Origin of the sequence: Streptococcus sp. 68 (assembly GCF_013277415.1) — a bacterium.
Lineage (GTDB): Bacteria > Bacillota > Bacilli > Lactobacillales > Streptococcaceae > Streptococcus.
The window spans coordinates 96,821-110,242 of record NZ_VMMX01000005.1 but is presented as its reverse complement, the minus strand read 5'-3'; the positions used below and the strand labels follow the sequence as shown (position 1 = coordinate 110,242).

At 41.6% G+C, this 13,422-nt stretch carries 12 protein-coding genes and 1 tRNA gene; 9 read left to right on the top strand and 4 right to left on the bottom strand.

All coding sequences use genetic code 11. The annotated features are described in order from the left end of the window. Positions 1-43 precede the first annotated feature (43 nt). The 4 genes from HT720_RS02875 (at position 44) to HT720_RS02860 (ending at position 3,245) form a co-directional block, all read left to right on the top strand. Complete coding sequence (locus tag HT720_RS02875; protein ID WP_173274653.1) at positions 44-1,195, top strand: MFS transporter; 1,152 nt, start codon at positions 44-46, stop codon at positions 1,193-1,195. Positions 1,196-1,293: 98 nt separating this feature from the next. Next, positions 1,294-2,043, top strand: coding sequence for a tRNA pseudouridine(38-40) synthase TruA (gene truA, locus HT720_RS02870; protein WP_173274652.1), 750 nt, complete (start codon positions 1,294-1,296; stop codon positions 2,041-2,043). Next, complete coding sequence (locus tag HT720_RS02865) at positions 2,033-2,806, top strand: bifunctional hydroxymethylpyrimidine kinase/phosphomethylpyrimidine kinase (protein ID WP_173274651.1); 774 nt, start codon at positions 2,033-2,035, stop codon at positions 2,804-2,806. Before truA ends, HT720_RS02865 begins: the two co-directional genes overlap by 11 nt. Further along, positions 2,784-3,245, top strand: coding sequence for an ECF transporter S component (locus HT720_RS02860; protein ID WP_000814989.1), 462 nt, complete (start codon positions 2,784-2,786; stop codon positions 3,243-3,245). The genes HT720_RS02865 and HT720_RS02860 overlap by 23 nt, the downstream gene beginning before the upstream one ends. A gap of 103 nt (positions 3,246-3,348) precedes the next feature. Here HT720_RS02860 and HT720_RS02855 read toward each other — a convergent pair whose 3' ends face one another. The 4 genes from HT720_RS02855 to HT720_RS02840 all read right to left on the bottom strand — a co-directional run bounded on the left by HT720_RS02855 (position 3,349) and on the right by HT720_RS02840 (position 8,098). Then, a complete protein-coding gene (locus HT720_RS02855; protein WP_173274650.1) occupies positions 3,349-4,431 on the bottom strand; it encodes a Xaa-Pro peptidase family protein in 1,083 nt (360 codons plus the stop codon). 126 nt (positions 4,432-4,557) lie between these two features. Continuing rightward, a complete protein-coding gene (gene gatD / locus HT720_RS02850; RefSeq protein WP_173274649.1) occupies positions 4,558-5,340 on the bottom strand; it encodes a lipid II isoglutaminyl synthase subunit GatD in 783 nt (260 codons plus the stop codon). Further along, positions 5,340-6,683, bottom strand: a complete 1,344-nt coding sequence (gene murT, locus HT720_RS02845) for a lipid II isoglutaminyl synthase subunit MurT (protein WP_173274648.1) — start codon at positions 6,681-6,683, stop codon at positions 5,340-5,342. The genes gatD and murT overlap by 1 nt, the downstream gene beginning before the upstream one ends. Positions 6,684-6,781: 98 nt before the next feature. After that, positions 6,782-8,098: an FAD-containing oxidoreductase gene (locus HT720_RS02840; RefSeq protein WP_125452543.1), complete on the bottom strand. Its 1,317-nt coding sequence runs from the start codon at positions 8,096-8,098 to the stop codon at positions 6,782-6,784. 193 nt (positions 8,099-8,291) lie between these two features. Between HT720_RS02840 and HT720_RS02835 the strand changes: the two genes are divergently transcribed. The 5 genes from HT720_RS02835 to HT720_RS02815 all read left to right on the top strand — a co-directional run bounded on the left by HT720_RS02835 (position 8,292) and on the right by HT720_RS02815 (position 13,217). Beyond that, positions 8,292-9,518 carry an OFA family MFS transporter gene (locus HT720_RS02835; protein ID WP_173274647.1) on the top strand — a complete coding sequence of 409 codons (1,227 nt, stop codon included), beginning with the start codon at positions 8,292-8,294 and terminating at the stop codon, positions 9,516-9,518. A 197-nt stretch (positions 9,519-9,715) separates the two neighbouring features. Then, positions 9,716-11,290: a DEAD/DEAH box helicase gene (locus HT720_RS02830; protein WP_173274646.1), complete on the top strand. Its 1,575-nt coding sequence runs from the start codon at positions 9,716-9,718 to the stop codon at positions 11,288-11,290. A 397-nt stretch (positions 11,291-11,687) separates the two neighbouring features. Next, positions 11,688-12,476: a GTP-sensing pleiotropic transcriptional regulator CodY gene (gene codY / locus HT720_RS02825; RefSeq protein WP_000940732.1), complete on the top strand. Its 789-nt coding sequence runs from the start codon at positions 11,688-11,690 to the stop codon at positions 12,474-12,476. After that, positions 12,476-13,051 carry an isochorismatase family cysteine hydrolase gene (locus tag HT720_RS02820; RefSeq protein ID WP_173274645.1) on the top strand — a complete coding sequence of 192 codons (576 nt, stop codon included), beginning with the start codon at positions 12,476-12,478 and terminating at the stop codon, positions 13,049-13,051. Before codY ends, HT720_RS02820 begins: the two co-directional genes overlap by 1 nt. Positions 13,052-13,131: 80 nt before the next feature. Then, positions 13,132-13,217: transfer RNA gene (locus HT720_RS02815), tRNA-Leu, on the top strand. Positions 13,218-13,422: the final 205 nt, after the last annotated feature.

Sequence of the window (13,422 nt, the reverse complement as noted above, 5' to 3'; positions counted from 1 at the left end):
ATCAAAAAAGTAGAAGATTAAGAGAAATATAGAAAGAGATTTCATGAAACAATTTTTAGAACGGGCCAGTATTTTGGCTCTCTCCCTCGTTTTGATTACCTCCTTTTCCATCTCGAGTGCCCTGCCAGCCATGTTTGACTATTATCAAGGTTATCCTAAGGAACAAATTGAGCTCTTGGCGAGCTTGCCTTCCTTTGGAATCATGATGATGTTACTACTAAATGGTTTCTTAGAAAAAATATTTCCTGAGCGATTACAGATTAGTTTGGGATTGCTGATTTTATCACTGAGTGGAATAGCACCCTTTTGGTATCAAGCCTATCCTTTTGTCTTTGGAACACGGATTCTTTTTGGCTTGGGTCTTGGGATGATCAATGCCAAGGCCATTTCCATTATCAGTGAACGCTATCAAGGAAAAACGCGAATTCAGATGTTAGGGCTACGTGGTTCTGCAGAGGTTGTTGGGGCTTCTCTCATCACCTTGGCAGTCGGTCAGTTGTTGGCCTTTGGTTGGACAGCTACCTTCCTAGCCTATAGTGCTGGATTTTTGGTGCTGACCCTTTATTTGCTCTTTGTACCTTATGGAAAAGAAAAGAAAGAAGTCAAGAAAAAAACGAAGGAAGCAAGTCGTTTAACTCGAGAAATGAAAGGCTTGATTTTTACCCTAGCTATAGAAGCAGCAGTGGTAGTTTGTACCAATACGGCTATTACCATCCGTATTCCAAGTTTGATGGTGGAAAGAGGACTTGGAGATGCCCAGTTATCTAGTTTTGTTCTTAGTGTCATGCAGTTAATTGGGATTGTGGCTGGTGTGAGTTTTTCTTTTTTGATTTCTATCTTTAAGGAAAAGTTGCTCCTCTGGTCTGGTATTACCTTTGGCTTAGGGCAAATTGTGATTGCCTTGTCTCCATCCTTGTGGGTGGTAGTGGCAGGGAGTATTCTGGCTGGTTTTGCCTACAGTGTAGCCTTGACGACGGTCTTTCAACTTGTCTCTGAACGAATTCCAGCTAAACTCCTCAATCAAGCAACTTCATTTGCTGTATTAGGCTGTAGTTTCGGAGCTTTTACAACCCCATTTATTCTAGGTGCAATTGGCTTACTAACTCACAATGGGATGTTGGTCTTTGCTATCTTAGGATCTTGGTTAATTGTAACCTCTATCTTTGTCATGTACCTACTCCAAAAGAGAGCTTAGGATTGGTTTCCTAGGTTTTTCTTTTGAGTTTTTTGTACCCAGACAATATTTATTTTAGAACCTTGTCTACAGATTAATTTCTTGATAAAATAGAAGTTATGACGAGATATAAAGCAACTATTTCCTATGATGGTTACGCCTTTGCTGGTTTTCAGCGCCAGCCTCATGCGCGTAGCGTTCAGGAAGAAATTGAAAAAACCTTGACTAGATTGAATAAGGGGAAAGCCATCACTGTTCACGGTGCTGGTAGGACTGATAGTGGGGTTCATGCTTTGGGACAGGTTATTCATTTTGACCTACCTTATCAGATGGATGAGGAGAAGCTCCGTTTTGCTTTGGACACTCAGTCTCCTGAAGATATTGATGTGATTTCAATTGAGCTTGTGGCGGATGATTTTCATTGTCGTTATGCCAAGCATAGCAAGACCTATGAGTTTATCGTGGATAGAGGACGTCCCAAAAATCCGATGCGCCGTCACTATGCCACCCACTTCCCTTACCCACTTGATGTGGAGAGGATGCAGGAGGCCGTCAAAAAGCTAGAAGGAACCCATGATTTCACTGGCTTTACAGCCTCTGGGACTAGTGTAGAGGATAAGGTTCGCACTATTACAGAAGCCAGTCTTAGGGTTGATGAGACAGGCCAGTTTTTGACTTTTACCTTTTCAGGAAATGGTTTCTTGTATAAACAGATTCGCAATATGGTGGGGACGCTACTCAAAATTGGCAATAACCGCATGCTAGTAGAGCAGATTGACCTCATCTTGGAGAAGAAGGACAGGCAACTTGCAGGTCCCACTGCAGCACCTAATGGTTTGTATTTAAAGGAGATTCGTTATGAAGAATAATCGTATTTTAGCACTTTCAGGAAATGATATTTTTAGTGGTGGTGGATTGTCCGCTGATTTGGCTACCTATACCTTGAACGGCTTGCATGGCTTTGTAGCAGTGACTTGTTTGACAGCCTTGACAGAAAAAGGATTTGAAGTCTTTCCAACTGACGATACCATTTTTCAACATGAATTGGATAGCTTGCGTGATGTGGAGTTTGGGGGAATTAAGATTGGTCTTCTCCCTACTGTCAGTGTGGCTGAGAAGGCATTGGACTTTATCAAGAAACGCCCAGGAGTGCCTGTGGTATTGGACCCTGTCTTGGTCTGCAAGGAAACGCATGATGTAGCTGTCAGTGAACTCTGCCAAGAGTTGATTCGCTTTTTCCCTTATGTCAGTGTGATTACGCCTAATCTTCCTGAAGCAGAATTATTAGCTGATCAGGAAATTAAAACCTTGGAAGACATGAAAACTGCAGCGCAGAAATTGCATGAATTAGGAGCGCCAGCAGTCATTATCAAGGGAGGCAATCGACTTAGTCAGGACAAGGCTGTAGATGTCTTTTATGACGGACAAAACTTTACAGTCCTAGAAAATCCTGTCATCCAAGGGCAAAATGCTGGTGCAGGTTGTACCTTTGCCTCTAGCATTGCCAGTCACTTGGTTAAAGGTGATGAACTTTTATCAGCAGTAGAAAGCTCTAAGGCTTTCGTTTACCGTGCCATTGCACAAGCAGATCAGTATGGAGTAAGACAATATGAAGCAAACCAAAACAACTAAAATCGCCCTTGTATCCCTATTAACCGCCCTCTCTGTGGTTCTAGGTTATTTCTTAAAAATCCCAACGCCGACAGGTATTCTAACTCTTTTAGATGCGGGTGTCTTCTTTACGGCCTTCTACTTTGGTAGTCGTGAAGGGGCTGTAGTCGGAGGACTAGCAGGTTTCTTGATTGACCTCTTATCAGGCTATCCTCAGTGGATGTTCTTTAGTTTGGTCAACCATGGCTTGCAGGGATTTTTCGCAGGATTTAAAGGAAAAACTCAGTGGTTAGGCCTTATCTTAGCAACGATTGCCATGGTAGGGGGTTACGCCTTGGGCTCTACATTGATGAATGGCTGGGCAGCAGCTCTACCAGAAATCCTACCAAATTTCATGCAAAATATGGTAGGGATGATTGTAGGATTTATTCTTAGTCAAAGTATCAAGAAGATTAAGTAAAGAGGCTGAGTCAAAAGTCCTAAGAATTAGAAAAAACGCATAGTATCAGGTGTTGAAAACCTTGATAGTATGCGTTTTATTGTGGGAAGATTTTTGAAAAATTTTAATCAAAATAAAGCAGGTCTTTGCTGGTGCTTGTAAAGAGGTCAAAGCCGTCCTTGGTAACAGCACCGCAGTCTTCGATACGGACACCGACTTTACCAGGGATATAGATACCTGGTTCAACAGAGAAGCACATGCCTTCTTCGATAATCATGTCGTTTCCTTCCATGATAGATGGGAATTCATGGACATCCATACCGATACCGTGACCAAGACGGTGGTTGAAGTACTCGCCGTAACCAGCTTTTTCAATGACCTCACGGGCAGCGCGGTCCACTTCATGGGCAGTCACACCCGGCTTGATAAAGTCAAGAGCAGCTTGTTGGGCTTCAAGGGTCAAGTTGTAAATATCTTTCTTGAATTGGTCAGGTTTGCCGACTGCGACTGTACGAGTCATATCTGACGCATAGCCGTTGACTAGAACACCCAGGTCAAAGAGGAGAAGAGCATCATTTTCAACTTTGTTAGCTGCTGGAATACCGTGTGGATTTGCAGCATTATCACCAGTCAAGACCATGGTATCAAAGCTCATTTCATAACCTTCACGTTTCATGGCAAAGTCAATTTGGGCAATAATATCTGTCTCAGTCTTATCAAGAGAAATATTGTCAAAACCAACCTTAACAGCCTTGTCCGCATAGAGACCTGCAACCATCATTTTTTGCACTTCATCAGCTGATTTGATGAGGCGCATGCGTTGGATACGAGGAGTGAGGTTTTCAAACTCAGCAGTTTCAAAGACTATTTTCAAGCCATGATATTTGGTCAAGATGAGATTGTCAAACTCAACAGCGACACGTTTGAAATCAAGTTGTGGAAGAGCATGTTTCATTTTTTGCCATGGATTTTCAGAATCCACATAGCCCACAACTGGGAAGGAAACAGTGCTAGTAGCACGCTCAACTTCAAGGGCTGGGACAAAGAGGAGGGGTTCCTGATCTGCTAGGACAAAAAGGAACATTTGGCGTTCATGGGGATCACTGTAAAAGCCAGTGAGGTAATTGATTGTGACGGGGTCAGATACGACAGCGACGTCTAGTTTTTCTGATTCAAGATATGTTACGATTTGTTGTAATTTAGACATATGCTACCTTCTTTCTACCCCTCTATTTTGGCAAAAAATGAGAGAAAATGCAAGGGAGAAGGGTAAAAGAACAGACAAAAAGAACTCCGACAAATAACGGAGTTCTTTGATATCATTTTCCTTTGTTTAAGAAAAGTCAGCTTTGCTTTTGACGTCGCTGTATTCCTCAGCGATTTCTTGGCTGAGAATGTCCTCATAGGCAGGGAGTTGGATGTCCTGACCATATTTCTTCTTGAGGGCTGTAGTGACTAGGCGATAAGCTAGATTGGCATTACGAGAGAGGATAGGCCCGTGAAAGTAGGAACCAAAGACATTCTTATAATGAACACCTTCGCCGACTTTTTCTTCATTGTTTCCATTTCCATAGACTACCTGTCCCAGTGGTTTTTGGTCATCAGAGAGGAAGGTACGGCCCTGATGATTTTCAAAACCATAGTAGGTTTCATCGAAATCTTCATTGTGAATCTTGATGTCACCGATAAAACGGTTATTGGTCTGGTTGAGGGTGTAGTGGCCCATGACCCCTAGTCCTTCGATACGTCTCCCTGAAGCTTCAACATAATATTGCCCCAATAGTTGGAAACCACCGCAGATAGCCAGAACCACACCGTCGTTTTGGATGTAGTTGTCAATGCTTTCTTTTTTGGCAGGTAGGTCGTCTGCAATAATACTTTGTTCAAAGTCTTGACCACCACCAAAAAAGGCAATGTCGTAATGATTTTCGTCAAAGTCATCATGGAGTGAAACGATGTCAACGGTCACATGGGCTCCCAGTTTTTCAGCCACATACTTGAGCATGAGGATGTTTCCATTGTCCCCATAGGTATTCATGAGGTTTCCGTAGAGGTGGGCAATGTTAATCTGATAGGGGTAATTACCAGCTTTTGAGGAAAGTGAAGTATAAACCATTAGTTCATCTCCTTTCTAACAATCTGACGACTAGCCAGCAATTCCCGGAATTCCAGCATAGCAGTATAGGTAGCTAGAATATAAGCATGCTTGCAGTCTTGGTTCTCAATGGTCTTAAGAACTTGTTCCAGACTACTTGTTTCAGTGATTTTCTCAGCTGGATAGCCTGTTACTCGTAGACGACGTGCAATTTCAGAATGGCGAACACCGCCAGCGTTGATTTCAGGGATGTCCATCTCAGTGATTTGTTCAAAATCAGCATCCCAGATCCAGCTGGTATCAATACCGTCTGCATAGTTGGCATTAAGAAGAACAGATAGACTAAATGGATAAGGTGCTAGTTTAATCATCTCGATAGCTTGGGTCGCACCGACTGGATTTTTAATCAAGACAAGGGTACATTCCTTATCCCCGATATGGAAGGTTTCCTGGCGTCCAAAGACTGCACGGCTCTTATCAAATCCTTGCTTGATGAGTTGCGAATCTGCACCGAGAAAACGGGCGATGGCAACCGCAGCTAGGGCGTTATAGATATTGTAGAGACCACCGATTTGAATACCGTATTCTTGTCCGTCAATGACAAAGCGAGAGCGATTGTTGGTCAACTCAACTAGTTCTGTCAAGCGATAGTCGAGCTTAGGACGTTTACATCCGCAGCCTTCACAGATATAGGCACCCAAGTTTGCATAGGTATTATGCTCATATTTGAGGATGCTTTGACAGTCAGGGCAGAGAATCCCTTCGGTATTGTAGTGAGCCAGTTGGGCTGGCCCTTTCTCCAAGTCAAAACCAAAATACTGTATAGGATTTGGGAAAGATGGTTTGTAGAAAAGTGGGCTGTCACCATTGAGAAGAACAGTGGCAGTTGGAACTTTTCGAATGGCATCCAATATCATGTTATAGGTAGTATAGATTTCACCGAAACGGTCCATCTGGTCACGGAAGATATTGGTAATGACGAAGAGACTTGGCTGGATGTAGTCGCAGATACGAGATAGACTGGCTTCATCAATTTCTAAGACGGCAATATTTTTCCCAGTTTTAGAAGATTTGGCAGTCAGGAAAGTTGTTGCAATCCCTGTGATCATGTTGGCACCGCTTGGGTTGGTTAGAACTTGACCATAAACCTCTTTTAAAATGCCGACAGTGAGGGCAGTTGTCAAGGTTTTTCCATTTGTTCCAGTGACCACGACAATCTCGTAGTTCTTAGCTAGGTTTTGTAAAATATCTTTATCAAATTGAAGGGCGACTTTTCCTGGGAGCGTACTTCCACGGCCAAGACGGCTTAAAATGAAGTGGGAAGAACGCCCAGCTAGGAGGCCCAAAGTAGTTTTTAAGTTCATGTTTCTATTATATCACAAAAGAGGGAAAAGACAGATTTGGTGTTTCGTAGAAGCAAAAACAGCCCAAAGAGGGCTGTTCGATACGATTGAATCTCAACTTAAATCGCAAACAAGTCATTCAAGTTCTCAGCCAAGGTTGGGTGAGTGAAGATTTGTTTTGTGAAGTAAGTGTAAGGAATCTTGTTGTCCATCGCAACAGTGATGATGTTGATGATTTCTTGAGAACCTTCTGAGAAGATGCTTGCTCCAAGAATTTCTTTGGTTTCAGTATTGACAACAGCTTTGAAGGCTCCACGAAGGTCTCCGTTTACGTGACCACGAGGCATTGCTGCAACGGGGATTTCCTTAACAGCGTATGGAAGTTTCAAATCAGCTGCTTGGCTTTCAGTCAAACCAACTTGTGAAAGTGCAGGTGTGATGAACATAGTATTTGGCACATTGAGACGGTCTTCAAGTGTGTAGCTGCCATCTCCAGCAAGGTAGCTGTAAACAACACGGAAGTCATCAAGTGAAATGTAAGTAAATTGAAGGCCACCGTTGACATCTCCAACTGCAAAGACACCAGGAACGTTTGTTTGACAATGTTTGTCTACTTTAATAGCACCACGTTCAGTTAGTTCAATATCTGTATTTTCAAGTTGAAGTGGTTCTACGTTTGGTTTACGTCCAGTTGCGTAGAGAAGGGCATCGAAACGGTAAGTTTCGTTTTCAGTCACGACAAGCACTTGGTCACCGTCGTTTTTGATTTCAGTAGTACGGATGTTTTGAAGTAATTCAATACCGTCTTCTTCCATGTATTGTTTAGCAAGAGCTGCGATGGAAGGTTCTGCACGAGGTAGGAATGTATCCAAGGCATCTAGGACTGTAACCTTGCTTCCAAGTTTGTTGTAAAGGCCGGCAAATTCAAGACCGATATTTCCACCACCAAGGACTCCAAGTTTTTCAGGTAATTTGTCCAAATTTTGGATACCTGTTGAGTCAAAGACATTCTTGCTTGTAGCAAGTCCAGGAATTGGCAAGACGTTTGAAACAGCACCAGTGTTGATGACGATTGTTTCAGCAGTCAGTTCTTTCTTTTCATCACCAGCTTGGATTTCGATGACTTTATTTGAAAGGAAGTGAGCTTCCGCATCAAAGATATCGACGCCAGTACCAGCAACAGTCGCATAGTTTTTACCGTTGAGGCGACCAGTGATAGTGTTTTTGGTAGCAATGACTTCTTCAAAAGACAAGTCTTTTTCAGCAGCAACTAGCAAAGTTTTAGTTGGGATACAACCAATGTTGATACAAGTTCCACCGTACATAGCTTTGCTACGTTCAATGAGGGCAACTTTTTTACCAGCTGAAGCCAATTTACCTGCTAGTGTTTTACCAGCTTTACCAAATCCGATAACGATTAAATCATAAGTTAACATTTAGAGTTCCTCCTATTCGCATTTCATTCTAGCACAAGAAAAAAACTTTTGCACAATTCTGCTACGAAAAAGACAGAAAAAGATAAAAACGCTTTCCAGACAAAAAACTAGTAATTTTTTGACAAGCTTGATAAACTAAAATCCTATCTATTTTTATATAAGATAGAATAAATGTTCGAAAATAGGAGGTTTTATGAAATCGAATCGTTATATTATTGCCTTTGCTGGGGTCATTTTACACTTAATGCTGGGTTCGACTTATGCTTGGAGTGTTTATCGTAACCCTATTATTGAAAAAACGGGATGGGATCAGGCTTCTGTTGCCTTCGCCTTTAGTCTAGCAATCTTTTGTTTGGGCTTATCAGCTGCATTCATGGGGCGTTTGGTAGAAAAATTTGGTCCGAGAGTCATGGGGAGTCTATCTGCTTTTCTATACGCAGGTGGAAATATATTAACAGGATTTGCAATAGACCGTCAGGAGCTGTGGTTGTTGTATCTCGCTTATGGTATTTTAGGTGGGCTTGGTTTGGGAGCAGGCTACATTACCCCTGTGTCAACGATTATAAAATGGTTTCCTGATAAACGTGGTCTCGCAACAGGTTTAGCGATTATGGGGTTTGGCTTTGCTTCTTTATTGACTAGTCCCATAGCGCAACATCTCATCGCAGGGGTAGGGCTTGTAGAAACTTTTTATATTTTAGGTGCAAGTTACTTTATTATCATGCTCCTAGCTTCACAATTCATTCAGCGTCCAAATGAGCAAGAGCTTGCAATTTTATCTGTTTCAGGGAAAGAAAAAACAGCCTCTTTGACGCAAGGAATGGCTGCAAATCAGGCTCTAAAAAGCAATCGGTTTTATATACTTTGGATTATTTTCTTTATCAATATAGCTTGTGGTTTAGGATTAATTTCAGCGGCATCGCCAATGGCACAGGAGATGGCTGGCTTGTCTACCAGTCATGCAGCAGTAATGGTGGGTATTTTGGGGATTTTCAATGGATTTGGTCGCTTGCTCTGGGCGAGTTTGTCTGACTATATCGGTCGCCCTCTAACCTTTAGTATATTACTGCTTGTCAATCTTTTCTTTTCTCTCTCACTTTGGCTCTTTACAGATTCCGTTTTATTTGTAGTCGCTATGTCTATTTTGATGACTTGCTATGGAGCTGGTTTTTCATTGATTCCAGCTTATCTCAGTGATATTTTTGGAACCAAGGAATTGGCCGCTCTGCATGGTTATATTTTAACAGCTTGGGCAATGGCTGGTTTAGCAGGACCTATTTTATTAGCAGAGACTTATAAAATGGCTCATTCTTACACACAAACCTTGTTCGTTTTTATCATTTTATATAGTATCGCCTTGGCTTTGTCTTATTATTTAGGTCGTTCAATCAAAAAGGAAAGCCAAAAACCGCTTACATGATTTTCTAGAGAAATTGGGCTATCTTTTGCTCTAGTCTTGTGTTATACTAGATAGGTTGCAAAGAAAACAGTACTTTTCTTTTGTGGAAAAGAAGCAACACGATTTTATATCCAGTATATGAAAATACGTCATAAAAAGAAAAGTATACACTAAGCCCTATAGGGTGGCTTCGCACCACCTTTAGAAAGAAGAATAACGTGAAATTTAATGAATTAAACTTGTCTGCTGATTTGTTAGCAGAGATTGAAAAAGCTGGTTTTGTAGAAGCCAGTCCGATCCAAGAACAAACTATTCCCTTGGCCCTTGAAGGCAAGGACGTTATCGGTCAAGCTCAGACTGGTACAGGGAAAACCGCAGCTTTTGGCTTGCCTACCCTTGAAAAAATCCGTACAGAAGAAGCGACTATCCAAGCCTTGGTTATCGCTCCAACACGTGAACTAGCTGTCCAAAGTCAAGAGGAATTGTTCCGTTTTGGTCGTAGCAAGGGAGTCAAAGTCCGCTCAGTATATGGCGGATCGAGCATTGAAAAACAAATTAAGGCTCTTAAATCTGGTGCCCATATCGTGGTGGGAACTCCTGGTCGCCTCTTGGACTTGATTAAACGCAAGGCCTTGAAATTACAAGATATTGAAACGCTCATCCTTGATGAAGCGGATGAAATGCTCAACATGGGCTTCCTTGAAGATATTGAAGCCATCATCTCGCGTGTCCCTGAAAACCGTCAAACTCTACTCTTCTCAGCAACTATGCCAGATGCCATCAAACGTATCGGTGTTCAGTTTATGAAAGAACCTGAGCATGTGAAGATTGCTGCTAAGGAATTGACAACAGAATTGGTTGACCAGTACTATATCCGAGTTAAAGAACAAGAAAAATTTGACACCATGACTCGTCTCATGGATGTGGAGCAACCTGAGCTTGCTATCGTATTTGGTCGTACCAAGCGCCGTGTGGATGAATTGACTCGTGGTCTGAAAATCCGTGGCTTCCGTGCAGAAGGAATTCATGGTGACCTAGACCAAAACAAACGTCTGCGTGTCCTTCGTGACTTTAAAAATGGCAATCTTGATGTTTTGGTTGCGACGGACGTTGCAGCGCGTGGCTTGGATATTTCAGGTGTGACCCATGTCTATAACTACGATATTCCACAAGATCCTGAAAGTTATGTTCACCGTATCGGTCGTACAGGTCGTGCTGGTAAGTCAGGTCAGTCTATTACTTTCGTATCACCAAATGAAATGGGCTACCTCCAAATCATTGAAAACTTGACCAAGAAACGCATGAAAGGTCTCAAGCCTGCAAGTGCAGAAGAAGCCTTCCAAGCAAAAAAACAGGTAGCTCTCAAGAAAATTGAACGTGATTTTGCAGATGAGACTATCCGTGCTAACTTTGAGAAATTTGGTAAGGATGCTCGTAAGCTAGCTGCCGAATTTACTCCAGAAGAATTGGCAATGTATATCTTGAGTCTGACTGTTCAAGATCCGGATAGCCTTCCAGAAGTGGAGATTGCGCGTGAAAAACCACTGCCATTTAAACCATCAGGTAATGGCTTCGGTGGTAAAGCTAAGGGAGGTCGTCGTGGAGATGACCGTCGTGATAATCGCCGAGGAGACAACCGTCGTGGTGGTCGCCGTGATGATTTCAAAAAAGGAAGTCGTGGCAATGATCGTTTTGATAAAGACAGACGTTACCGTAAGGATAATAAAAAACCACGCAATACTTCAAGTGAAAAGCAAACAGGCTTTGTGATTCGTAACAAGGGCGATAAATAGGAAAAAGCGGTTCAAAATGAATCGCTTTTTTATATAAGGAGACCAAGGGTGAAAAAAGATAATACTCTTCGAAAATCTCGTCAACGTCGCCTTGCCGTAGGTATATGTTACTGACTTCGTCAGTTCTATCTGCAACCTCAAAGTAGTGCTTTGAGCAGCCTGCGGCTAGTTTCCTAGTTTGCTCTTTGATTTTCATTGAGTATAAATAAAATCAGTGTATTATCTTTTTATAATGTTATAATACACAAAAATAGGGGGCTTGTCAATAGAAAAGAAGCAATTTAATTAAAAATATTCTTGTTTTTTCAAATTGCAATTAAATAAGGAATTTTCAGATAATTATTGAAAAAGAGAAGTTTTTATGTTATAATGATAGCGATTAAATTCGAGGTGAAAAATGGCACATTTATTAGAAAAAACAAGAAAGATTACATCAATTTTGAAGCGCTCAGAGGAGCAGTTGCAGGATGAGCTTCCTTACAACGCTATTACGCGTCAGTTAGCGGATATTATTCATTGCAATGCCTGCATTATCAATAGTAAGGGACGTCTGCTTGGCTATTTCATGCGTTATAAAACAAATACAGATCGCGTAGAGCAATTCTTCCAAACTAAGATTTTCCCAGATGACTACGTTCAAGGGGCTAATATGATTTACGAAACAGAAGCAAACTTGCCTGTTGAGCATGATATGAGTATTTTCCCTGTTGAGAGTAGAGATGATTTTCCAGATGGCTTGACGACTATTGCACCGATTCATGTATCGGGGATTCGCCTTGGTTCTTTGATTATTTGGCGCAATGATAAAAAATTCGAAGACGAGGACTTGATTCTTGTTGAGATTGCCAGTACCGTTGTTGGGATTCAGCTTCTTAACTTCCAGCGTGAAGAAGATGAGAAAAATATCCGTCGCCGTACTGCTGTTACCATGGCGGTTAATACCCTTTCTTACTCCGAACTCCGTGCTGTTTCAGCAATTTTAGGGGAATTAAATGGAAATGAAGGGCAGTTGACTGCGTCAGTGATTGCAGATCGTATCGGAATCACTCGTTCTGTGATTGTTAATGCCCTTCGTAAACTTGAGTCTGCGGGGATTATTGAAAGTCGCTCACTTGGAATGAAGGGAACCTATCTTAAGGTCTTGATTTCAGATATTTTTGAAGAAGTGAAGAAAAGAGATTACTAATGACAAATGCTTTAATTTCGATTGATTATACAGAAGATTTTGTTGCTGATAGTGGGAAGCTGACAGCAGGTGCTCCAGCTCAAGCTATTTCGGAAGCCATTAGCAAGGTGACTCGATTGGCTTTTGAAAGAGGAGATTACATCTTCTTTACCATTGATGCGCACGAGGAAAATGATTGTTTCCATCCAGAAAGTAAACTATTCCCTCCTCATAATCTGATTGGGACGAGCGGACGGAATTTATATGGAGATTTGGGGATCTTTTATCAAGAGCATGGTTCAGACAGTCGTGTCTTTTGGATGGATAAACGCCATTACTCAGCTTTTTCAGGGACTGACCTAGATATTCGTTTGAGAGAGCGTAGAGTGTCTACCGTTATCTTAACAGGTGTCTTGACGGATATCTGTGTCCTGCATACAGCTATCGATGCCTATAATCTAGGATATGACATCGAGATTGTTCAACCAGCTGTTGCTTCCATCTGGCCTGAAAATCACCAATTTGCCCTAGGTCATTTCAAAAATACACTTGGAGCTAAGTTAGTAGATGAAAATCTAAATGAACTTTCAGAGTAACCTGGTTGGTGAAAATGAAAAAATTTGAAAAAAGTATTGACAAGCATCTCAAAAGTTGATATACTAGTAAAGTAATCGACGCGGGGATGGCGGAATTGGCAGACGCGCAGGACTAAGGATCCTGTGACCGCTTTAGGTCGTGAGGGTTCAAGTCCCTCTCTCCGCATAGGATAAGAGTTAGCTTAGGCTAGCTCTTTTGTATTTCTCTAAAAAATTAGAATCCAGTCAAATGTAGTGGAGAATCAGCGAAAATATGGGAAAGCTAATCCTTGTTTCTGCTTTTGTATAGAAGAATAATAAAGATTATCTTCTTCAAATTCTTCGATATTCTCTAAAGTTTTGTGCAAGTTGCACAGAACTTTTTTGTTTTT